The organism is Paenibacillus sp. Soil724D2 (assembly GCF_001427935.1).
Lineage (GTDB): Bacteria > Bacillota > Bacilli > Paenibacillales > NBRC-103111 > Paenibacillus_E.
Genome location: NZ_LMRY01000018.1, coordinates 13402 through 33965, shown reverse-complemented (window position 1 = coordinate 33965; position 20564 = coordinate 13402). Strand labels below are relative to the sequence as shown.

Here is a 20564-nt window from a genome sequence, read left to right as displayed (position 1 = left end):
ATGTTACCATTTTGCTCAGATAACCTTACAAAGGGAGATGACAGGCGTGGAATCAATTCAAGATGAATTTGGGTTTTTGACGGATCTTGTGACAGGACTTGCCGCTCAATTCGGTGACAACTGCGAAGTCGTGCTGCATGACTTGACAGGTCCTTACGACAGCTCCATCGTCGCGATTGCGAATGGTCACATCACAGGACGTAAAGTCGGAGATCCCGGAACGAATCTCGGTTTGGAGCTGCTGCGGGGTAATCATGTCAACGGCAACAAGTTTAACTACTTAACACAAACCAAAGATGGACGCATTCTGCGCTCCAGTTCGATGTATATGAAAAATAAAGCAGGCACTATCGTTGGCTCGCTGTGCATTAACTACGATATCACAGAGCTGATGATCGCCGAGAAAACGCTGCAGACGCTTATACGTCCTGGGGAACAAGCAGAAGTAAAGGAATCATTCGTTACGAGTGTAAGCGATCTGCTTGATGCCCTAATTCAAGAAGCACAAGAGCAAGTAGGCAAACCCGTTGCGTTTATGACCAAGGAAGACAAAATGCGCATGATTCAACTCCTGGATGCCAAAGGTGCTTTTCTGATTAAAAAAGGCGGCGAGAAGATTTGCACTTATTTGAATATTTCAAAGTATACCCTTTATAGTCACTTAGAGGAAGGCAAAAATGCCGTGAAAGAGAGTGTGGAAGGATGATGAAAACGTTGGAGAATCTGGAGACATCGGAAACACTGGAAACATTAGAAACACCTTGCCTGCTTATTGACACGGAACGCATGGAACGAAACATTCAAGCAATGGCTGATGTTATTAGCCAACATCAGGTGAAGCTGCGTCCGCATGCGAAGACACACAAACTTCCTTCCGTAGCACTCCAACAAATTGCGGCTGGCGCTGTCGGTATCACGGTAGCGAAAGTGTCCGAAGCAGAGGTTATGGCGGCGGGTGGCGTCACCAATATTTTCATCGCTTACCCGCTTGTGACTCCTAGCAAGATTGAAAGAGCGATTCGCTTGAGCGAGCAAATCGAGCTGATCGTAGGCGTCGATAGCTTGGCAGGCGCTCAGCAATTAGAGCAGTGCGCTAGCCGACTTGGCCACTCGCTGCAAGTCCGGTTGGAAATCGATACCGGCTTTCGCAGAACCGGCGTACTTTACGAGCAGGCCTCCGCGCTCGCCGCGGAAATCGCCCTCATGCCGCATTTGCGGCTGACCGGCATCTATACGTTTCGCGGCTGCCTGCTAGCAAGGAAGCCTACCCTCGACGTGGCTGCAGCCGGTCAAGAAGAAGGCACACTAATGGTGAAGTTGGCCGAGCGTCTTAAAGCGCAGGGCATCGCTATCACGGACGTTAGCGTCGGATCCACACCGACGGCCGCTTCGGCCGCTACGGTAGAAGGCGTAACGGAGGTCCGCCCAGGCACCTACGTGTACTATGATCGGATGCAAGCCCGATTAGGCCTCTGCGACATCGAAGACTGCGCAGGCAGCGTGCTGGTCACGGTCGTTAGCCGCCCGGCGGCGGATCTCGCGATCATCGATGGCGGCAGCAAAACATTCGCTACCGATGTGCAGCCGGACACAGCCCCGCTTCAGCTGCGGGGCTTCGGCCACATCATGAATCTAGAAGATTCCATTCTCGTTCGCTTGTCTGAAGAGCATGGCATGCTTGATCTTGGGCCACTTGCCCAAGCAGCCAACATACAGGTAGGCGACAAGCTGCGTATTATCCCTAATCACATTTGCAGCACAGTCAACCTGCATAATCAGGTTATTATGCAGCGCGGTGATACATATGAGCGCCTTCCGGTGCTTGCACGAGGTATGTTGGAGTAAGCTTATCAATCTGGCATCATTACGCCATTTAAAGACCGTCGATTCATTCATCTAATCTTATACTACATTGAGATCTCTTAATCGAAATCCATCGTCATACATGATTACTTGAGGTGCAGAAAATACAACATCGGTAATCATTAATGCTCACTTGAGGTTGCCGGATGAATGAATGATGGAAAAATGAATGAATGGATGTATCGATGAATCATGGAAGAATGAAGGCATATTCTCAGTTGAATGATGTTGCAGAAAGTGCAACAATTGCTGCCCAGATCTCGCCTCTTTCCCTTCGATGTTGCATTATGTACAACAATTGAGCCCTATACAGGTCATTTCGCAACTAATGGGCTCGAAATGTTGCACAAACTACAACATCAACAGGTCAAATGGCCTTTGCGAGTGGGAATTGTTGCAGAAAATACAACAATGGTAACCACGGATGCTCACTTTCGTGTATTAATCGCTGATTGAGTTATAACCGAAAATGGCGTCCATGGTTTCTGAATAAAGAGGCATAACGAATGAATCGGCAGTCTCGATTCGATTTCATCATCATTTAACTAGGAGGTCAACACGATGTCCCAAATTGAACAACGTCTACTAGAGCTAGGTATCACGCTTCCCGCTTCCCCGGAACCGCGTTTCACGTATATCCCTTGTAATCAGACAGGGAATCTCATCTATTTATCCGGTCAGGATTGCCGCATTAACGGTGAACTTATGTTCGAAGGCAAACTTGGCCGTGAAGTAACCATTGAGCAAGGGCAAGCGGCAGGGCGCCAAACCATTATCAATTGCTTAGCTGTTATGAAGGGCTATCTTGGAGATTTGGACCGCGTTGTCAAAATCGTAAAAATGCTCGGTTTCGTCAACAGCGCTCCAGGCTTTGGTGATCAACCCTATGTCATCAACGGCGCATCTGACTTGTTAGTGGCTGTGTTCGGCGAGAAGGGCAAACATGCTCGCTCAGCGATTGGCACGAGCGATCTGCCTTTTCACACACCGGTGGAAATTGAACTTATCGTAGAAGTGAGAGATTAGGCACTATAAAAATAAAGGACCTGCGGCGCTGCCTCAGGTCCTTCTTTTGTGCTTAAAGCTGTTTACGATTGCATGTTCCGCAAAGGGAACGTAGATGCCTTATTTGACGAAAAAACGCCCGTTTCATGACCCAAGAGGAACGAGGATTCGTTATTTCGCTGCTTCGCGTCCTAATTAGCTCTATTTTCCTAAATAGAGCCGTCACGTTCCGTTAGATTCGACTTTCAGCACAATTTTCCCGAAATAGCGTCTTGTCGTTCCTCTTAAGCACTCTTTAGCCGCTGTTTAGCAATCTCATGCACTCTTCAGCATTCTTCAGCATTCTTCAGCACTCTTCAGCCCTCTTCAGCACTCAAAAGCAGCCAAATTAGCCAGCTCATCCAACCCAACCGAGGAATTCTCCGAAATTCGGAGTCAACTTTACTCCTCACACGCGGAATCTTCCGATTAAGGTCTGCAAATCAGCAGCCATGCTGTTCAGCACTGTCGCTGAGGAGAAAATCTCCTCCATGCTGGCGTACTGACCCTCGATGTTGGAAGATACATTTCTTGCTCCCGCAGCGGTCTGCCCGGCTACTTCATCGATCGCGCGAATCACATCCACGGCTGCACGTGTTTTCTCGGATATAGCGCCCGAACTTCCCGCTACTTCCTCGATCTGCTTCGCAACTTCGTCCATCGCATCGCGAATACGTTTGAAGGTATCTCGCGCTACGCCGACTACCTCAAGCCCCGTCTGCACCTCTCGGCTCCCTGCCTCGGTGGAACTGACAACCTTTCTTGTTTCATCCTGAATACTGGAAACAAGATGGGCGACTTCTTCCGCCGCTGCTCCAGTCTGCATAGATAACTTGCGGACCTCGTCGGCGACGACCGCAAAGCCTTTACCAGCGGCTCCGGCACGCGCCGCTTCAATGGAGGCATTGAGCGCAAGCATGTTTGTCTGCCGCGCAATACCTGCAATCATCGCGTTCGCATTGACGATTTGTTCAGACCGTTGACCAAGACTCTGTACCGATTCTGCAAGTTCCATCATCTTCTGATAAATAGCATTCATCTGTGTTATCGCTGTCTCGACAGCCGCATTGCCCTCGCCTGCCTCTTGCTGCGCGAGGAAAGACTGATGGTTAGCCGACTGCGTGACGCTTGCAATTTGAATAACGGCTGCTGACATTTCCTCCATGATGGAGACTCCCAAGTGTACACTGCGCACTTGCGCATCCGTACCCATCGAAATCTCTTGAACTGTGTATGTAATACGCTCCGAAGATTCGCTAACTTGTTCAGAATTGCTGCTAAGCGCTTCCGAGGCAGCAGCTACGTGCTGGGCGCTGCTACCTACCTGACTAATTAAGCTATGCAGATTGGCTTTCATTTGATTAAAAGCGGTGGCCAAATGTCGTAATTCGTCCCTATTCTTCACGTTAATGTCACCAACCGTTAAGTCGCATGCTGCGATTCGTTCGGCTGCCTGTACCATAGATCGTATGGGATTTACAATCGTGCGAGACAGCAAGAGGCCGATGGCCAAGGCGAAAAGAAAGGCTGCTATACTGACCCAGATCAACGTTTGAACGGTCGAAACAACCACATCATGATTGCGGACCGAAGCTTCCTCTTGAACGTTCCTTTCCAGTTCTTCAATCTTCGCGGCAGCCTGCGTCAATGTTTCCGTTGTCGGAATAGCCCACTGCATCGCTTCCGCTTTGGCTAGAGCCACATTCCCTTTGTCGGCGTATTCCGCCACTTTCTTCACTAAGCGAGCAAACGTCATGTTCGAATCTGCCATAGATTGGATAGCACTTTGCTCATCCTCGTTCTTTGAAACCTCTCCCATCTTTGTAATGATCGAAGAAAGGGTTCCATTCATTTCTGTCAAAAGCTTCTCTTTGTCCTTCGTAGGGTCTAAAACGTATCCGAACAGCATACTGTTCTGTATTTGCGTTTTCTCTTTGATCTCTGACACATTTCGAATAATTGTGACATTATCATTTAGGAGCTTGGAATAAGAGCTATCCACTTTGTTTAAGTATGTATACGACATGCCGCTGGTTACTGCAACGAGTAAAGATACAATAATAAATGTGCCTACAATTTTGCTTCTCAAGGAAACTGATACTATTTGCTTTCTCCAGCTAGCCGAATTATGATTTGCCATGACTATGCCCTCCACGTCAGTAATCGCTTTCATTTAATACAGGATAACAGGCTGTCGTTAAATCGCGACAGCCTGTTTCACATTATTACCTATAACCAAATGATATAAAGCGTCTTGGTGTTTACTGTCTTTATTTGGAGTTCATGTATTTACGCATATCGAAGGCAACAGCCGCGACGATAATTACGCCTTTAATAATCAACTGCCAGTAAGGACTAATTCCGATAAACGTCAAACCATAGTTGATAACACTGAAAATTAAAACCCCTGCAAGAACACCAGGTACAGTCCCGATACCACCGGAAGTGGATACGCCACCGACGACGCAAGCTGCGATCGCATCAAGCTCGTACATATTCCCGTAGTTATTCGTTGCGCCACCTGTTCTTGCTGCTTCCAGCACCCCTGCTAGACCATATAAAGCGCCAGCAAGCGAATAGATGTAGATGAGGTAACGGTTTACGTTAATACCTGAAACAACCGCTGCGTGAATGTTGCCGCCGATTGCGTACATATATTTCCCCAGCTTCGTTTTATTGAACACAATCCAAACGATGATAGCTACAACAATGGCAATAATGACAATGTAAGGAATGGAATAAGTCGAACCGGTTCCGATCGCGCCTGTCCCCAGCTTACTGAAATCTGGTCTCAATCCGCCAATCGGCTGTGACTGATTCGGTTTCATATCAAAGTATAAGGAGTTAGCTCCGTATACAGCTACCATCGTACCCAAAGTTGCGATGAACGGTGGAACCTTGAATCTTGCAACAATGATCCCATTGATTAGACCTACCAATAGACCGGCTGCGATCGCAAGAAGGATCGGCACGATCAATGGCAGCTCCGGCAAATTCGGGAAAAATCTTCTTCCATACTCCTGCGTTTGCAGCATGGAAGCGGAGATAACGGCAGTCAAACCGACGATACGTCCTGTCGAAAGGTCCGTTCCCCCTGTGATTAAGATGAATGCCGCACCCAATGCGATAATAACGCGCGTGGATGACTGCAGTAAAATATCACGAAGGATATTTACGGATAAAAAGCGTGGATCATATATCGCGATACCGATAACTAACACGACTAGCACGATGTAAATTGCGTATTTGGTCACGAACCCACTAATATCTCTGGATTTCAATGTTTCTGTCTTCGTACTCATGGTTCTTGGCCCCCTCCATTATGCCATATGCTGTGCAGCAAGGCGCATGATCTCTTCTTCAGTTGCTTTATTTCCTTCCACAATGCCTGTAAGGCGTCCTTCACACATGACCATGATTCGGTCTGACATCCCTAACAGTTCGGGCATTTCAGAAGAGATCATGATAATACTTTTCCCCTGCTTCGCAAGGTCAGCGATGATGGAGTAAATCTCGAATTTAGCACCTACGTCAATTCCCCGTGTTGGTTCATCAAGCAGAAGTACGTCCGGTTCTGTGAGCAGCCATCTGGCAAGCAGCACCTTTTGTTGGTTACCGCCTGACAGGTTCTTGATCAGCGCGTGCATATTCGGCGTCTTCACCCGAAGCATTTCGATACTTCGTTCAACTTCTACTTTACGCTTAGCTTCGTTAATGAAGCCCAGTGGGTTCATATATCTGCCCAAGTTCGCAATCACAGTGTTCTCAAGAACAGATAATACGGGGAAAATACCCGTTACACGACGCTCTTCCGTGAGCAAAGCGATTTTCTGCTTAATAGCATCGATCGGCGACTTGAGCTTTACTTGCTTGCCATGCATGGAAATGCTGCCGGAAGCAACACCTCTCATCCCGAACAAAGCTTCAATTAACTCCGTCCGCTGAGCACCAACAAGACCGCCGACTCCAAGAATCTCTCCCTTACGAAGATCAAAGGATACATTCTTAAATGATCTTGGGATGACAGATGTCAGTCCTTCGACTTTCATTAATACACCGTTCGGCACATTGCTGCGCTCAGGGAAACGCTCCTTCAGATCTCGTCCGACCATCTTCGAAATAATCATGTCAGTTGTTAACTCCGACGATGCCCACGTACCGATCTTGGTACCGTCGCGCATAATCGTCACTTCATCTGAAATTTCAAGAATTTCTTCCATTTTATGTGAAATATAGATGATCGAAACGCCACGACTTCTCAGGTCGCGAATGATGCGAAACAGCTGCTCAACTTCGTTACCCGTTAGGGAAGAAGTCGGCTCATCCATAACAATGACTTTCGAATTGAATGACACAGCCTTGGCAATTTCAATGGATTGTACTTTAGAAACAGATAACGTTCCGACCAGTGTATCCGGTTTAATATCCATCTGGAGCTGTTTGAATAAGCTCTCTGTATCTTTACGCATCTTCTTGTGATCCACTAATTTCAAAGGTCCGATCCCTTTTAGCGGAAATCTGCCAAGCCAGATATTCTCCATTACGTTACGATGAGGAACGGGATGAAGCTCTTGATGGATCATGGAAATACCGTTTTCTAATGCATCTTTCGAACTTTGAATGGAAACGACCTCGCCATTCAATTTGATTTCTCCGCCATCCGGCTTATAAATACCGAACAAGCATTTCATCAGCGTCGATTTGCCCGCACCGTTCTCTCCCATCAGCGCATGCACGCTTCCCGGGCGAACTTTGAGGGTAACGTTATCCAGCGCTTTGACGCCGGGGAATTCTTTGGAGATTTGATTCATTTCCAATAAATAGTCATGTACAGTCATGGTAACTCCCCCTACAGCTCACGATAATCCCCACAAAGTGAAGCCTTTCTTCGTTGTCTCTTTACCTTTGCACGGGTTCCCAAATAAGGAAGGCAAGAGCGCCCGCGTATGATACATCGCTGCTCTTGCCCGCTTCTATTCGGATTACTTCGCTTCGTTCATGTTAGCTTTTGTAATCTTTTTGTAGGAAATCCATACATACTTACCGTCTGTTACATCGTAGCCTGTTGTTTCTTTGCTTGGTGTTTTACCGTTAGCAAGTGCTGCTGCTACATTCGTTGTTGCTGCGCCTTGGTTTTTCGCATCGTTCAGAACTGTTCCGAGCAATGTGCCGTCGCTAAGCGCTTGAAGAGCAGGAGCTGTAGCATCTACGCCTACAACCGGTAAGAATTTGTTATCTTTGAAATAGCCTTTTGCTTTCAAAGCTTCGATAGCGCCAAGAGCCATATCATCGTTGTTCGCAAGAACAGCTTCGATTTTGCTTTCGCTGGAAGCTAGGAATGCTGCCATTTTTTCTTGACCTTTAACGCGGTCCCACATAGCTGTATCTTCCGCTACTTTTTCTACACCTAGACCAGCATCTGTGATCGCTTGGATGGAGAACTTCGTGCGAAGCTCAGCATCTTGATGTCCTGGCTCGCCTTTGAGCATAACGTATTGGATTTTACCGTCTTTGTTTTTATCCGCTTCTGGGTGAGCTTTGAAGTAGTCAACCAGCAGTTGGCCTTCCATTGTACCGGATTGCTCTGCTTTAGCGCCTACATAGTAAACTTTATCCCATTTCTTCATGTCGTCAGCAAGCGGCTCACGGTTCAAGAAAACAACTGGAACGTTTGCAGCTTTTGCTTTATCGATGATAACGCCTGCCGCTGTACGGTCAACTGCGTTAATTGCTAGAGCGTTTACTTTTTTCGTGATGAAAAGATCCACTTTATCATTTTGTGTTGGTTGTGAGTTCTGGCTGTCAACGATATCAACTGTTGCTTTATCCTTAGCAGCATCAGCGATCGCGGCACGAACACCAGACATGAATGTATCGTCAAATTTGTAGATAGCTACACCAATTGTTGGTTTTTTAGCTGTGTCTGCTGTTTTTGGAGTTGCTGCTGCACCAGTAGTTGCTGCTGGAGCAGGTGAAGGTGTTGCTGCTTTATTGCCACAGCCTGCCACGGTTGCAACCAATGCGCCTGCTACTGCAAGAGTAATCAATTTTTTCAAGATAAGACCCTCCCTAAAAGGTTGTGTTGTTTATTATTTACATTCCTTACTATACTGGATCAAAACAGCAAAACAAATGCAATATCCTCATATGTTCTATCGAAATTCTCATCACTTTATAAATGGGAATAACAGCTTTTGATTGTCTGACCAAAACATATTACCTAGATCAATGGCTTTAATCCCTGTATCCACGCGGCTGGGAACCTTCTTCCCATTCGAAGCTGCAACCGCGTTCTTCACACCTAAATATCCGATACTGAATGGATTTTGAATAATGGTCGCTTGGATGACTCCTTCTTGAAGGAGCTCCAGCTCTTCGGAGGTACTATCAAACGTAATGATTTTCACTTTATCCTGAAGGTCCATACTTTGAATCGCATGCGCAACGCCAATGGACGAGATTTCATTCAGAGCAACAATTCCGTCTAATTGGGGATACTTCTCCATCATGTTACGGGTTAGCTGCGCAGCAAGCTCATAGTCCGTCATACTGTAAACCTTATCAATCACCTTAACATCCGGATATTTAGATAATTCTTCTAAAAGACCCTGTTCCCGAAGCTCTGTATTGCGCTCTCCTTGCATAAAGCTAACAATAGCAATATCACCGCTTGTCCCAGCCAACTCGATGAGCTGTTTGCCAGCCAATTGCCCAGCCTCATAATTATTAGCTCCGATGAAGCTCTTGGCTTTGCGTGACTCTACTTCAGAATCGATCGTGATAACAGGAATTCCCCGTATTGACGCATCATCTACAACCCCAGATAATTGCTTATAACTGTTAGGAGCGAGTACAATGGCGTCCGGTCCGCTGCCTATCGATTGCTCCACTAGAGCGATTTGTCCCTTCACATCCGCTTCATCGCCTGGTGCACGGAAATCCAGCGCTACATCAAATTCTTTCGCGGCCACCTCGGCGCCGATCTTCACCGTCTTCCAGTAGTCACCGTTTTGACTTCGGAGTACAACCTCAAAATGTTTTTTCTGCTCCGTTGGTGTGGTCTCCTCCGTTTGTTTGGAACAGGAGGACATGGAGATGACGGCTACCAGGACGGCAAATAGTAGGGGTCTTACTTTCATTGTTTTATCCATGGCTTCTCCTTCCTATTCATCTTCCAAAACTACTGGAATCCAAACCTTGACTGTCGTTCCTTCTTCCAGCTCACTTTCAACCTTGACCCCATACTCCGAACCGAAATATAACTGGATCCGCTCATGTACATTTCGTAGCCCTACCCCTGACCCTTTTTCACTTTTCACATGACCGGTCATGATGTTTTTGAGCGTTTCTTCCGACATACCAACACCGTTATCTCTAATCTCAAATAAAATCTTCTCACTGTCCTTGCCAACCGAGATGTGAATGAGGCCTTCGTCTACCATATATTCAATGCCATGATAAAGCGCGTTTTCCACAAAAGGTTGTAAAATCAGCTTCAGTGTCTTATAAGTGAGTACCTCTTCATCCACCTGAATCTCGTAATCGAACTTATCTTTATACCGCATCTTCTGGATAATCAAATAATTCCGAATGTGCTCGATCTCTTCCCCGATTGTAATGATATTCTTGCCCTTGCTCAGCGATATCCGAAAAAACTTAGACAAGGACGTGATGGTTTTGACGACGTCTTCTTTCTTCCCATTACCCACCATGCGAACAACGGAATTGAGTGTATTGTACAAAAAATGCGGATTAATCTGAGACTGCAGGACCTCCAGCTCATTCTTCCTCTTCGTCTCCTGCTCATGGATACTTTGATCCATCAGCTCACGAACCCGTGAGACCATCAGATTGAATCTCCGCGAAAGCTGCTCCACTTCATCAGCGCCCCGGACATGAATATAGGTGTCAAAATGGCCCTTTTCAACCATTTCCATCGACTTCTTTAGTCGCTTAATGGGTTGTGAAATACGCGCAGACATGAAGGATGAGATCAACAAAATGAAAACAAGGACAATGACGAGAAGCCAAATCATGAACGTACTGATTTCCTTCCGTGTTGTAACCATTTCATCCATGTAGGAGACGCCAATAATTTTCCAACCGATGTTATTAACCGTCCTGACCACATTGAGCCGCGACTCGCCATCGCTGACATCCATGTATTTTCCATACGAAAATTTGAGCGCTTGCTCCACATTTTCATACTTCAAGCCAATATAAATAAGCTGCTGCTGCGGGTGGTAGACGATGTTACCGGCAGAGTCATCAATGATGTAAACATAGCCCTTTTTGCCAAGAGAAACCGTACGAAACACGTCATCCAGCGTCTTGAAATTAACATCTACGAGCAGCACAGCCTCTACCCATTTCCCATCCTTTTCAATGGAAACACCTTTGCTCATGGATACGACCCATTTGTATGGATCCTTGAACAGATTCTGTATATGCGGTAGGGAAAAAGTGAGATGGTTCGGATTATCCAGCGCAGACTTAAACCACGACTGCTCGAGAAGTCGCGTATTTTTACGCATCTCGGTCGTGGGAATGCCGGTAACTAGTCCACCATCTGCTGTAAAAAGGTGAATGGAGACGATATCCTCGCGCGTACTCGCGATCGTTTCCAACTGCTCGAGCAGCTTGTCCGTAGGAATGCCGCGGCTCTTAGCAATTTTTGCATCGACCACCTCGAAAGTGTCCGCCATGCCTTTAATATAGTGCTCCAAGTTAAACTGTACCTGCTCAATCACCTGCTGCGTATTCAGAAAAGCGCTCTCTTCCGCTGTTCTAGAAAATTTATTATAAAGCACCAGCGAAACGATCAGCATGACGATCACCGTAATCAAAATAAACGACATTGTAATCGTAAATTGAATGCTTTTCACCCTCATCGTGTCCAGCAGTACGTTATACAAGGCCTCGAATAGTGTTCTTACTTTACGTTTCAAGCTTTACCACCCGCTCCTTTACCACTAAAGCCCTTTGGAACTGTTATTTCGGTACTCTTTGGGGGAAACACCGACATTTTTACGGAACGAAAAGCTGAAATAATTGGCATCGGCATAGCCAACCTTCTCGGCAATTTCCAGTGCCTTCATATCCGTAGAACGCAAGAGCTCCTTAGCAGCTTCCATACGAATATGATTCAAATAGTTCACGAAGGTCATTTTCGTCTCTTTTTTGAAAATACTGCTGAAATACCCCGCGCTAATATGCAGGTGGCCGCACACTTTATTAATCGTGATATCTCCTTCGTGATAATGGCTTTTCGTATAATCCTTGGCCATTTCGACCAGGTTTTTGTACGTATATTGACGATCCGTCGCGATATGATTCATCATGCTGGCACATAATTCGGCAAGCCAATGCTTAGCTTCTTCCAAGGATGTGAATTTATTAATCTCTGTAAAAGGAATAAAATGATCGCCAAATACCTCATCGACGTTAAGATTCGAGTCCTTGGCCGCTTTCAGAATACAAGTCAATATTTCGAGTAAATAAATTTGGTAGTCCTTAACGGAAACACCGCCTTCTATCCCTTGAAAAAGCTCATCCATCGTCTCCCGAATCTCCTGACTCGTCCCGACCTTAATGCAGCGCGTCAAGGCATGCTCCTTCACATCGTCAAAACGAATCTTCTCCACGTTTCGCTTCTCCACATCATCGATGTAGATCATGCGGTTGTTGCCTAAGATAAGCCGGTAATCCAGCGCCAACACGGCGTCTTCATACGAATAGCTAATCTTGGTTACGTCTTTCATAACAGTTCCAATCCCAACGGTAAGTGTAAACTTCAAATATTTCTCAACGTTCTGGCGCACTTCTTCCAGCACCTTCATCGTTTCTTGAAGCGCAGCTTCTCTATCTGTACTTTCCCTCGCGGCGAGCACAACCACTTGATCGTTATGCATGAAAACAAGACCAAGACGCCGTTTATCGGCGATCTCTTCCGTAATATTCAGCAGGGCAAAATATTTCAGCGCTTGATCCTCGGAGTATTTCAAAGAAACGGACTTCGCCAGCTCGCCGCGATTCTCCAAATCCTCTTCATGAATGAGCACACCGTCGATGCTAAGCACCGCTACAACATAGCTATTCCCACTGAGCTCAATACCATAGTTTGCCGCCTTCTCATACACTTCATCGCGCGGGAGTTTCCGGTTCATCAGGGTCGCCAAGAAATTTTCCTTAAGCACAGGCATGCTCTTGCGGTAATGCTCCTTCAGCAGCTGTACATTTTCCCGATGAGACACTTCCTCCTGAATCTGCTCCTTCACCTTCAGCAAAGCATTGATAAGCTCTTGCGCGGAAAAAGGCTTAAGCACATATTCATCAATATGAAGCTTAATAGCCCTTTGGGCATATTCGAACTCATCATGCCCCGTAAGAATGATGAGCTTAATCGTCGGAAAACGCTCACGGACCGCTTCAGCTAGTTGGAGCCCATTCATGAACGGCATCTGAATATCCGTCACAACCACATCCGGCTGCAGCCGCTCAACCATTTCCAGCGCTTCCCTGCCGTTCTCCGCCTTCTCTACCACTTCAAAGCCAATAGCTTCCCAATTTATCTCACGGACGACACCTTCTCGAACGTCCTCTTCGTCATCCACTAGTAGCAGCTTGTACATGCTCTTCCTCCTAAAGCTTTTCGTATAAAAAGCTTACTTCATAAACACTTCTCGTAAGCGTATTCTTAATAAACATCATTGTACTAACTGCCTATGGAATACACAACTGGTTGATGCTCTAATGAGGAAGTAATGGCAAAAATCACCTTTTGTCTGTTAAAATTAAGTGAGAGAAAGAAAACCCACTAATAAGGACATCAATCTGGGACAATCTCCTGCTTAGCATGGTGCAGTCTTAAGGAATTAAACATTAATTCAGCCACAGCTGAATTGGTCCTTTGCGATCAAGCTCCATTCGGCCGTCGCTGRACTTGGACTTTGGAAACAAACTCCACTCTGCCGTCGCTGGACTTGGACTTTGCGATCAAGCTCCATTCGGCCGTCGCTGGACTGGACTTTGCAAAACAAACTCCACTCTGCCGTCGCTGAACTTGGACTTCGCGATCAAACTCCACTCGGCCGTCGCTGAACTGGGTCATCGCGATGATGAAGGGAACCTGAGTACGCTATTTCTTGCAAAATGCTCGTTTCCGTTCCCCAAAGGGAACTACGATGCGTTATTTTGTCAAAATCGAGCAATTCTCGGCAATTTTCAAGGAATAGCGGAACGAGGTTCCGCATAAGCCCCTGAAAACAGCTAAACGAAAGAAATAACGAATCGACGTTCCCTCATTGGACAGGAATTGTAGTAAAACTGCTTACAAGACACGGATTACAATAAAACTGCTCACACAAACAAGGAGGAAAACCCATTGGATTTCGCACAAATAGGACGAATCGCTTCACTTATTAAAGCAAACGTAGGTAAGGTCATTGTTGGCAAGGACGATACCGTCGAGCTTATGGTCATTGCACTCATTGCTTCCGGGCATGTGCTGCTAGAGGATGTTCCCGGTACAGGGAAAACGCAGCTTGCTAAAGCTCTGGCCCGTTCCCTCGATGGCACAATGAAGCGCATCCAGTTCACGCCCGACTTGCTGCCGTCAGATGTAAGCGGCATCAATTTCTTCAACCAGAAGCTGGGCGAATTCGAATTCCGCCCAGGTCCTTTATTCGCTCACATCGTGCTTGCCGATGAGATTAACCGCGCGACCCCGCGCACGCAGTCCAGCTTGCTGGAAAGCATGGAGGAACGCCAAGTGAGCATCGACGGTGAAACGCGCATGCTCGAAGCTCCGTTCCTCGTCATTGCCACGCAGAACCCTGTCGAGAATCAGGGGACGTTCCCCCTCCCGGAAGCTCAGCTCGACCGCTTCCTGATGAAGCTCTCGCTGGGCTATCCTTCCGCAGCCGAGCAGGTCCAGATCTTGAAGCGCTACCAGCAGCATGATCCACTCGATCAGCTGCTGCCGGTTGTGGGCCGTGCTGAGCTGCTCGAAGCTCAGCACTTGTTCACGCAGGTGCGCGTCAGCGACGAGCTGCTGCAGTACATCGTGCAGCTCGCGGAAGCGACGCGCGCGCATGCGGATGCCGCGCTTGGCGTCAGCCCGCGCGGCGTTCGCGCCTTGATGAAGTCGGCGCAGGTGTACGCGGCGCTTCGCGGCCGCGACTACGTGCTGCCGGACGACATCAAGGCGCTGGTGGGGCCCGTCTGGGCGCATCGCATCCTGCTGCGTACGCGATCGCGCCAACAAGACCAGCAGGTGCATGCGCTGCTGGTCAGCATCCTTGCAGCTACCCCCGTTCCTACGGAAGTAAAGCTGGGGTAGCCGATGAGCATTAGCTGGATTCTCATCATCACTGTCGCTCTGTTCCTCCTCCAGCATCAGCTATTTGCCCGCTGGGGGTTTCGCGGGCTTCGCATTGAGCGAGCCTTCAGTACGACGCATTGCCATGCCGGGGACGACATTGTCATGATCGAAACGATCGTCAATCGCAAGCTGGCTCCAATTCCTTGGCTTCGCTTGGAATCAACAATTCACGCGGGGCTTCACTTCGCGAAGATGAGCAATCTCGCAGTGAGCAGCGGAGCTCTTTTCCAGAATCATCGCAGTCTGTTCAGCCTAATGCCTTATACAAAAATAGTTCGACGTCACGGGGTACACTGTGCGAAGCGAGGTTGGTATAAGCTCGAAACGGTGGCCGCTTCAATGGGAGATTTGGTTGGTGTGCAAGCTGCTTCTTCAATCCACCGCATGCAGTTGGAGCTCCTTGTTTACCCTCGCTTGGTAAGCAGAGATGATATCCCGCTCCTCTCCAGCCGATGGCAAGGCGATATCACCGTCAAACGCTGGATCATGCCGGATCCGTTCCTCGTTTCCGGCTCACGGGAATATCGTTTTGGAGATACGATGAACAGCATCCACTGGAAGGCGACTGCACGCAGCCAGAAACTCCAAGTATATAATCGAGATTTCACTGCTGACCCTAGGCTGCTTTTGGCCGTAAATACACAAATAACGGAAACGATGTGGGATGCTGTGACCGATCCCGAGCTTGTTGAGAAAGCTCTCTCGTACGCAGCTACACTTGCTGAATATGCCGTGAGCCAAGGTATTCCTGTTGGTTTTGGCTACAACGGCTCTCTGCAGGGTCAACCTGGAGTTCCCGTGTACCTCGCCCCCGAAGGTGGTTGGCCAAATTTGGAACACCTTTTTGAAACGATGGCCAAGCTTGCCATCTCCTGCTCTCGCTCCTTCGAAGACTTCCTGGATCATGGAATCGAACAAGAAGGGAACGTGATGGACATCATCCTGCTGACTTCCTTCGTGTCTAAGGGGATCGAAGAAAGTATTGTGCGACTTGAATCGTTAGGACATTCTGTTTTTATCATCCCGTTGCAGCATGGCCTTCTTGAGCTGAATGGAGAGGAGGTAGGTGTTTCCAATGTTAACGCCTATTCAAACGCCTTCTCAACGAACTAATTTTCTTGTGAGAGAATTTTATCTAGCTATCTTGTATGGTTTACTCGAACTCATTATTTTCTTTCCGATTATAGTTCTTATCCAGGTCTATTTATCTGAGACCTTACTCTGGATAACTTGCTTACAGTTCTTACTCTGTTATGTGTTTGGCTGCTTTTTTGGACGTATAAAATGGCTAACTCGCACTCTCTACGAGTTAATGCTCTGTGCGGGAGCAGGTTTAATGATAGCCTACCTCCTGCAAGGCAACAACTGGCATGGCTGGACCTGCGCAGCCATTGGGTTATTACTTGCTTATCGCGGAATTCGCTGCACCAAGGATGGATGGCTCTCGCTCTTCCCTGCGAGCATATTTGTTACCGCAGGATTGGTTTATTTCGTAGGAGTCCCCATTATGGCACGGTTGGATCTTTTCCATCCGTATATAGGTTGGATGAATGGATTCGGGTTCTGTTCGCTGGTTATTTTTTTCTTAGCTACGAATCGCTCTCAGCTCCTTAGCGCCACGTTAGCAGGCAATGAACGCGCTGCAGCATCGTCACTATCTGAGTCAGTGAAGCGTTCAAGCCGCATTTGGTTAATTACATTAATTGCTTGTATCGCAGCTGTTGCCTACTTTCAGCAATTGCAGCAAGGAATAGGCTCTCTTCTTCGTGCTTCGATCGCTTGGCTGCTGCGTCTTTTGCTGTCCGAGCCGTCGTCTGATCAGCCGCTAGAGCCAAGTCCTTCAGCACAACCATTGCCGCTTCCACCTCCTGCTCTCACTAGGGAACCAAGCTGGTTTGACATGCTGCTTCACTATGCCCAGGTCATTTTCGGCTATCTCATAGTTATCGCTCTTATCCTTTGCGCCATCTATATCATCATTGCCAAGCTGACACCTGCTCTGGTCTCGCTTATCCGACGCTTGATGAACCGTTCATTTAGAAGCAAGAAAGGCGAAGGAACTGAAGGCTTCACGGATGAAAAAGAGAATCTTCTAGCTTGGAAAGAACTACCGCGCATGTGGTGGCAGCAAACGATGAAGAGTTGGTCGAGGGGGAAAGCAAATGAACCAAAATGGCCACATTTGCCGAACAATCGGGAGCGCATCCGTTTCCTTTATCGTGTTTTGATCCAGCAAGCTGCTGAGGAAGGCTATACTTACAATAAAGCCCATACCCCAAATGAAACAGAATTGGAGCTATCCAACCAATATCAGCTGTCCAGCCAAGCCGTTCATGCCATTACATCAGCTTACAACCAAGCGCGTTATAGCGATGACGATATATCTGATTTAGAGCTTGATCAAGTACTGCAAACTCTTGATCCTCTCATTCTCAATGAATTGAAATGAACACCCTATTCCATAACTGTAAACATGTTTTTCATCACTAACGTGATGAATTCAAGCAATCTCAACACTCTAACGATGAAATTCAGCGTTGCAGACGCTACTTCCGTGGGAAATCATCCTTTTCCCTTCCTGTAAGCATGTTTTTCATCACTAACGTGATGAATCCGAGCAATCTCAACTCTCTAACGATGAAATTCAGCGTTGCAGACGCTACTTCCGTGGGAAACCATCCTTTTCCCTTACTGTAAGCATGTTTTTCATCACTAACGTGATGAATCCGAGCAATCTCAACTCTCTAACGATGAAATTCATCGTTCCAGACGCTACTTCCGTTGGAAATCTCACTTTTCCCTTCCTGTAAGCATGTTTTTTATCACTAACGTGATGAATTCAAGCAATCCCATCACTCTAACGATGAGATTCATCGTTCCAGACGCTACTTCCGTGGGAAATCTCCTTTTTCCCTTCCTGTAAGCATGTTTTTCATCACTAACGTGATGAATCCAAGCAATCTCAACTCTCTAAAGATGAAATTCAGCGTTGCAGACGTTACTTCCGTGGGAAACCATCCTTTTCCCTTACTGTAAGCATGTTTTTCATCACTAACGTGATGAATTCAAGCAATCTCAACACTCTAACGATGAAATTCATCGTTCCAGACGCTACTTCCGTGGGAAATCTCACTTTTCCCTTCCTGTAAGCATGTTTTTCATCACTAACGTGATGAATTCAAGCAATCTCAACACTCTAACGATGAAATTCATCGTTCCAGACGCTTTTTTCGTGGGAATCGCCCTATTCCCTTCCTGTAAGCATGTTTTTCATCTCTAACGTGATGAATCCGAGCAATCCCTATACTTAACGATGATAAACATCGTATCAGATTAACAAGCTCTGCCTTTCACCATCGGAATTTTCCGGACAAAATCTCCGCCCCGCTAGCACAAATAAGGGGCTGGATTACTCACCCAAACCCCTCATCTGCACAACAAAGAGGCTGCGCAGCAAACAACTGCTCAGCCTCTTCTCTTCTTAACACCGCTAATGACGATTTATCCGCTTCTTCGCCAACCCAATCCGCATCCCAGCATTCACATTCAAAAAAATCAGTCACACTTTTGCACACGGCTGCATATACATAATTGTTTGAATACATTCGACTGAGGTGGTTTTGAGATGTTAGCATTAAAAACCGGTTGTGAAAAAGAAGAAGTTGTTCACACATTATGTGAAATGGGCTTGGACCAAATCGCAAAATGGATCATGGTATTACCTGAAGACAGGTGGGAAAGCATGTTTCTCTCAACATGGCCAACACTTGCTAAAAAATGCGGCTTCAACAGATAAGCTGCTTTCTTTTACATAACATACGAAAGTCACTGTTGGCATTCGCTCTGTGCAATCCTTTGCATAGAGCCTTTTTTGTCGTCATGGCAGTCAAACTCAATTACTTGTTTGGTGACCATCTTTTTAGCTTAGGGATATTTCGAGTAAAAAGGCCTGTAAGAAACCGCGGAAAACCAAACTCAACCAGCTTCTGCTTCACCCGATCCTTCATCTGCTCTACGGTTAAATCAGGCAAAGTGAATTCACCGTTTTGGTAGCAATGACTGCAGTATACCTTGCTCTTCCTGCCAGACTTCTCTGTTCCTCCGCCTTGCTCATCACGAGCGAGCGGCATCCCGCAGCTTTGACAGTTTTTATAAGTGTCCAATTTTTTTACTCCTCCTAAAAGCTTCTCCTATTATCATACCAACAAAGCATTCAATTGTAACGAAAAGCTGACTATTATCTATTCAAGCGCTTTCATAGCAGGATAGTAGCTACTCGCAAGCGAATCTACTAGAGATAGATTGTCAATATCAATTAGAATAGTAAAAGTAAAACGTTAAGGAGGACTGTTGTGAAGCCCGTCACAGTGAAAGATTTGGTTGAGCGTTTCTCGCTCGAAATACTTGCCGGACATTCGGAACTGCACCGTCCGATTACCAAAACAAAGGCACATCGCCCTGGACTTGAATTTGTCGGCTATTTTGAATACTTCCCGCAAGCGCACGTTCAGCTGTTAGGCAGGAAAGAAATTACCTATTTGCACAGTCTCAGCGAGAACGAAAGAAATCTTCATATCGGTAATATTGTCAAATATCACCCGCCTTGTTTCGTCGTGACGAGAAACCAAGAAGGCTTGAAATATTTAACCAAATATTGCGAAGAAGAGAGAATCCCGCTCCTCCGTACGGCTTCCCCCACGAGTAAGTTTCAGGACTTAGTTGATTTGTATTTGAGCAAATCGCTCGCTCAGGAGATTGCCATTCACGGTGTTTGCGTCAATGTCTCGGGGATTGGCATTCTGCTTCGCGGTAAGTCTGGGGTTGGCAAGAGTGAAACCGCCCACACCTTAATTCGCAGAGGACATCGCCTCGTAGCCGATGATATTGTCGTACTGAAGAAGATTAGCCCCGAGACCCTGCTCGGTACCCATAATGGGAAGACGAAGGAATTCTTGGCGCTGCGCAGCATCGGACTGATTAACGTCTCGCGGCTTTACGGCCGCAAAGCTTTCCAAGACGAAACACGAATCGTACTCGATATTGAGCTTACGAAGTGGCAGGAGCACGCGCTCAACAACGATTTGGAGCTTGAACCCTGTTTCACCGAGTATATGGATATTAAAATTCCACATATCGAAATCCAACTACAGCCTGGACGAGATGTTGCCGGACTCGTTGAAGCCGCAGCCAACAACTGGTATTTGCGTCAGCAAGGGTACCGCGCTGCTGAGGAATTCATGCAGCGTCTGCAAAATGACACCGATTAAAAGAAGCC

18 protein-coding genes are annotated in these 20564 nt (G+C 46.9%); 8 read left to right on the top strand and 10 right to left on the bottom strand.

Annotated elements, in window-relative coordinates; translation table 11 throughout:
* Positions 1 to 46 precede the first annotated feature (46 nt).
* From ASG85_RS17185 to ASG85_RS17170, 3 genes are all read left to right on the top strand, one after another.
* Positions 47 to 706, top strand: a complete 660-nt coding sequence (locus tag ASG85_RS17185) for a transcriptional regulator (RefSeq protein WP_057303336.1) — start codon at positions 47 to 49, stop codon at positions 704 to 706.
* The gene (locus ASG85_RS17180) at positions 703 to 1845 is read left to right on the top strand and encodes an alanine racemase (RefSeq protein WP_082588124.1); all 1143 of its coding nucleotides are present in this window, start codon (positions 703 to 705) and stop codon (positions 1843 to 1845) included. The genes ASG85_RS17185 and ASG85_RS17180 overlap by 4 nt, the downstream gene beginning before the upstream one ends.
* 579 nt (positions 1846 to 2424) lie before the next feature.
* Positions 2425 to 2889, top strand: a complete 465-nt coding sequence (locus ASG85_RS17170) for a RidA family protein (RefSeq protein WP_060647167.1) — start codon at positions 2425 to 2427, stop codon at positions 2887 to 2889.
* Positions 2890 to 3316: 427 nt separating this feature from the next.
* On the opposite strand, the gene ASG85_RS17165 is transcribed toward ASG85_RS17170, so the two are convergent.
* The 7 genes from ASG85_RS17165 to ASG85_RS17135 all read right to left on the bottom strand — a co-directional run bounded on the left by ASG85_RS17165 (position 3317) and on the right by ASG85_RS17135 (position 13538).
* A complete protein-coding gene (locus ASG85_RS17165) occupies positions 3317 to 5047 on the bottom strand; it encodes a methyl-accepting chemotaxis protein (protein ID WP_057303334.1) in 1731 nt (576 codons plus the stop codon).
* Positions 5048 to 5177: 130 nt separating this feature from the next.
* Positions 5178 to 6209 (bottom strand): galactose/methyl galactoside ABC transporter permease MglC, encoded by a 1032-nt coding sequence (gene mglC, locus ASG85_RS17160; RefSeq protein WP_057303333.1) that lies wholly within the window; start codon positions 6207 to 6209, stop codon positions 5178 to 5180.
* An 18-nt stretch (positions 6210 to 6227) separates the two neighbouring features.
* On the bottom strand, positions 6228 to 7745 hold the full coding sequence (locus ASG85_RS17155) for a sugar ABC transporter ATP-binding protein (RefSeq protein ID WP_057303332.1): 1518 nt from the start codon (positions 7743 to 7745) through the stop codon (positions 6228 to 6230).
* Between the two features lie 144 nt (positions 7746 to 7889).
* On the bottom strand, positions 7890 to 8963 hold the full coding sequence (locus ASG85_RS17150) for a galactose ABC transporter substrate-binding protein (protein WP_414858749.1): 1074 nt from the start codon (positions 8961 to 8963) through the stop codon (positions 7890 to 7892).
* A gap of 111 nt (positions 8964 to 9074) precedes the next feature.
* Positions 9075 to 10058, bottom strand: coding sequence for a substrate-binding domain-containing protein (locus tag ASG85_RS17145; protein ID WP_060647164.1), 984 nt, complete (start codon positions 10056 to 10058; stop codon positions 9075 to 9077).
* A 12-nt stretch (positions 10059 to 10070) separates the two neighbouring features.
* Complete coding sequence (locus ASG85_RS17140) at positions 10071 to 11798, bottom strand: sensor histidine kinase (RefSeq protein WP_156389971.1); 1728 nt, start codon at positions 11796 to 11798, stop codon at positions 10071 to 10073.
* A gap of 81 nt (positions 11799 to 11879) precedes the next feature.
* Positions 11880 to 13538 (bottom strand): response regulator, encoded by a 1659-nt coding sequence (locus tag ASG85_RS17135; RefSeq protein ID WP_060647162.1) that lies wholly within the window; start codon positions 13536 to 13538, stop codon positions 11880 to 11882.
* A gap of 752 nt (positions 13539 to 14290) precedes the next feature.
* Between ASG85_RS17135 and ASG85_RS17130 the strand changes: the two genes are divergently transcribed.
* The 3 genes from ASG85_RS17130 to ASG85_RS17120 all read left to right on the top strand — a co-directional run bounded on the left by ASG85_RS17130 (position 14291) and on the right by ASG85_RS17120 (position 17738).
* Positions 14291 to 15247, top strand: coding sequence for an AAA family ATPase (locus tag ASG85_RS17130; RefSeq protein WP_060647160.1), 957 nt, complete (start codon positions 14291 to 14293; stop codon positions 15245 to 15247).
* A gap of 3 nt (positions 15248 to 15250) precedes the next feature.
* Positions 15251 to 16402: a DUF58 domain-containing protein gene (locus ASG85_RS17125; protein WP_060647158.1), complete on the top strand. Its 1152-nt coding sequence runs from the start codon at positions 15251 to 15253 to the stop codon at positions 16400 to 16402.
* Between the two features lie 223 nt (positions 16403 to 16625).
* A complete protein-coding gene (locus ASG85_RS17120; RefSeq protein WP_060647156.1) occupies positions 16626 to 17738 on the top strand; it encodes a DUF4129 domain-containing protein in 1113 nt (370 codons plus the stop codon).
* A 210-nt stretch (positions 17739 to 17948) separates the two neighbouring features.
* Here ASG85_RS17120 and ASG85_RS39600 read toward each other — a convergent pair whose 3' ends face one another.
* Together ASG85_RS39600 and ASG85_RS37935 are read right to left on the bottom strand one after the other, a co-directional pair.
* Positions 17949 to 18083 carry a hypothetical protein gene (locus ASG85_RS39600; protein WP_268796124.1) on the bottom strand — a complete coding sequence of 45 codons (135 nt, stop codon included), beginning with the start codon at positions 18081 to 18083 and terminating at the stop codon, positions 17949 to 17951.
* Positions 18084 to 18702: 619 nt separating this feature from the next.
* A complete protein-coding gene (locus tag ASG85_RS37935; protein WP_156389970.1) occupies positions 18703 to 18852 on the bottom strand; it encodes a hypothetical protein in 150 nt (49 codons plus the stop codon).
* A gap of 62 nt (positions 18853 to 18914) precedes the next feature.
* Between ASG85_RS37935 and ASG85_RS37930 the strand changes: the two genes are divergently transcribed.
* Positions 18915 to 19085, top strand: coding sequence for a hypothetical protein (locus ASG85_RS37930; protein WP_156389969.1), 171 nt, complete (start codon positions 18915 to 18917; stop codon positions 19083 to 19085).
* Positions 19086 to 19185: 100 nt separating this feature from the next.
* Here ASG85_RS37930 and ASG85_RS17115 read toward each other — a convergent pair whose 3' ends face one another.
* Positions 19186 to 19452, bottom strand: a complete 267-nt coding sequence (locus ASG85_RS17115; RefSeq protein ID WP_063860312.1) for a zinc ribbon domain-containing protein — start codon at positions 19450 to 19452, stop codon at positions 19186 to 19188.
* 189 nt (positions 19453 to 19641) lie between these two features.
* Between ASG85_RS17115 and hprK the strand changes: the two genes are divergently transcribed.
* Positions 19642 to 20556: an HPr(Ser) kinase/phosphatase gene (gene hprK, locus ASG85_RS17110; protein WP_060647154.1), complete on the top strand. Its 915-nt coding sequence runs from the start codon at positions 19642 to 19644 to the stop codon at positions 20554 to 20556.
* Positions 20557 to 20564 lie beyond the last annotated feature (8 nt).

Excerpts from the sequence above, each read along its gene's own strand:
- ASG85_RS17180 (WP_082588124.1), top strand. The coding sequence starts at position 703 with ATGATGAAAACGTTGGAGAATCTGGAGACATCGGAAACACTGGAAACA.
- ASG85_RS17170 (WP_060647167.1), top strand. The coding sequence starts at position 2,425 with ATGTCCCAAATTGAACAACGTCTACTAGAGCTAGGTATCACGCTTCCC.
- ASG85_RS17165 (WP_057303334.1), bottom strand. The coding sequence starts at position 5,047 with ATGGCAAATCATAATTCGGCTAGCTGGAGAAAGCAAATAGTATCAGTT.
- mglC (WP_057303333.1), bottom strand. The coding sequence starts at position 6,209 with ATGAGTACGAAGACAGAAACATTGAAATCCAGAGATATTAGTGGGTTC.
- ASG85_RS17155 (WP_057303332.1), bottom strand. The coding sequence starts at position 7,745 with ATGACTGTACATGACTATTTATTGGAAATGAATCAAATCTCCAAAGAA.
- ASG85_RS17145 (WP_060647164.1), bottom strand. The coding sequence starts at position 10,058 with ATGGATAAAACAATGAAAGTAAGACCCCTACTATTTGCCGTCCTGGTA.
- ASG85_RS17140 (WP_156389971.1), bottom strand. The coding sequence starts at position 11,798 with ATGAGGGTGAAAAGCATTCAATTTACGATTACAATGTCGTTTATTTTG.
- ASG85_RS17135 (WP_060647162.1), bottom strand. The coding sequence starts at position 13,538 with ATGTACAAGCTGCTACTAGTGGATGACGAAGAGGACGTTCGAGAAGGT.
- ASG85_RS17125 (WP_060647158.1), top strand. The coding sequence starts at position 15,251 with ATGAGCATTAGCTGGATTCTCATCATCACTGTCGCTCTGTTCCTCCTC.
- ASG85_RS17120 (WP_060647156.1), top strand. The coding sequence starts at position 16,626 with ATGATAGCCTACCTCCTGCAAGGCAACAACTGGCATGGCTGGACCTGC.
- ASG85_RS37930 (WP_156389969.1), top strand. The coding sequence starts at position 18,915 with ATGTTAGCATTAAAAACCGGTTGTGAAAAAGAAGAAGTTGTTCACACA.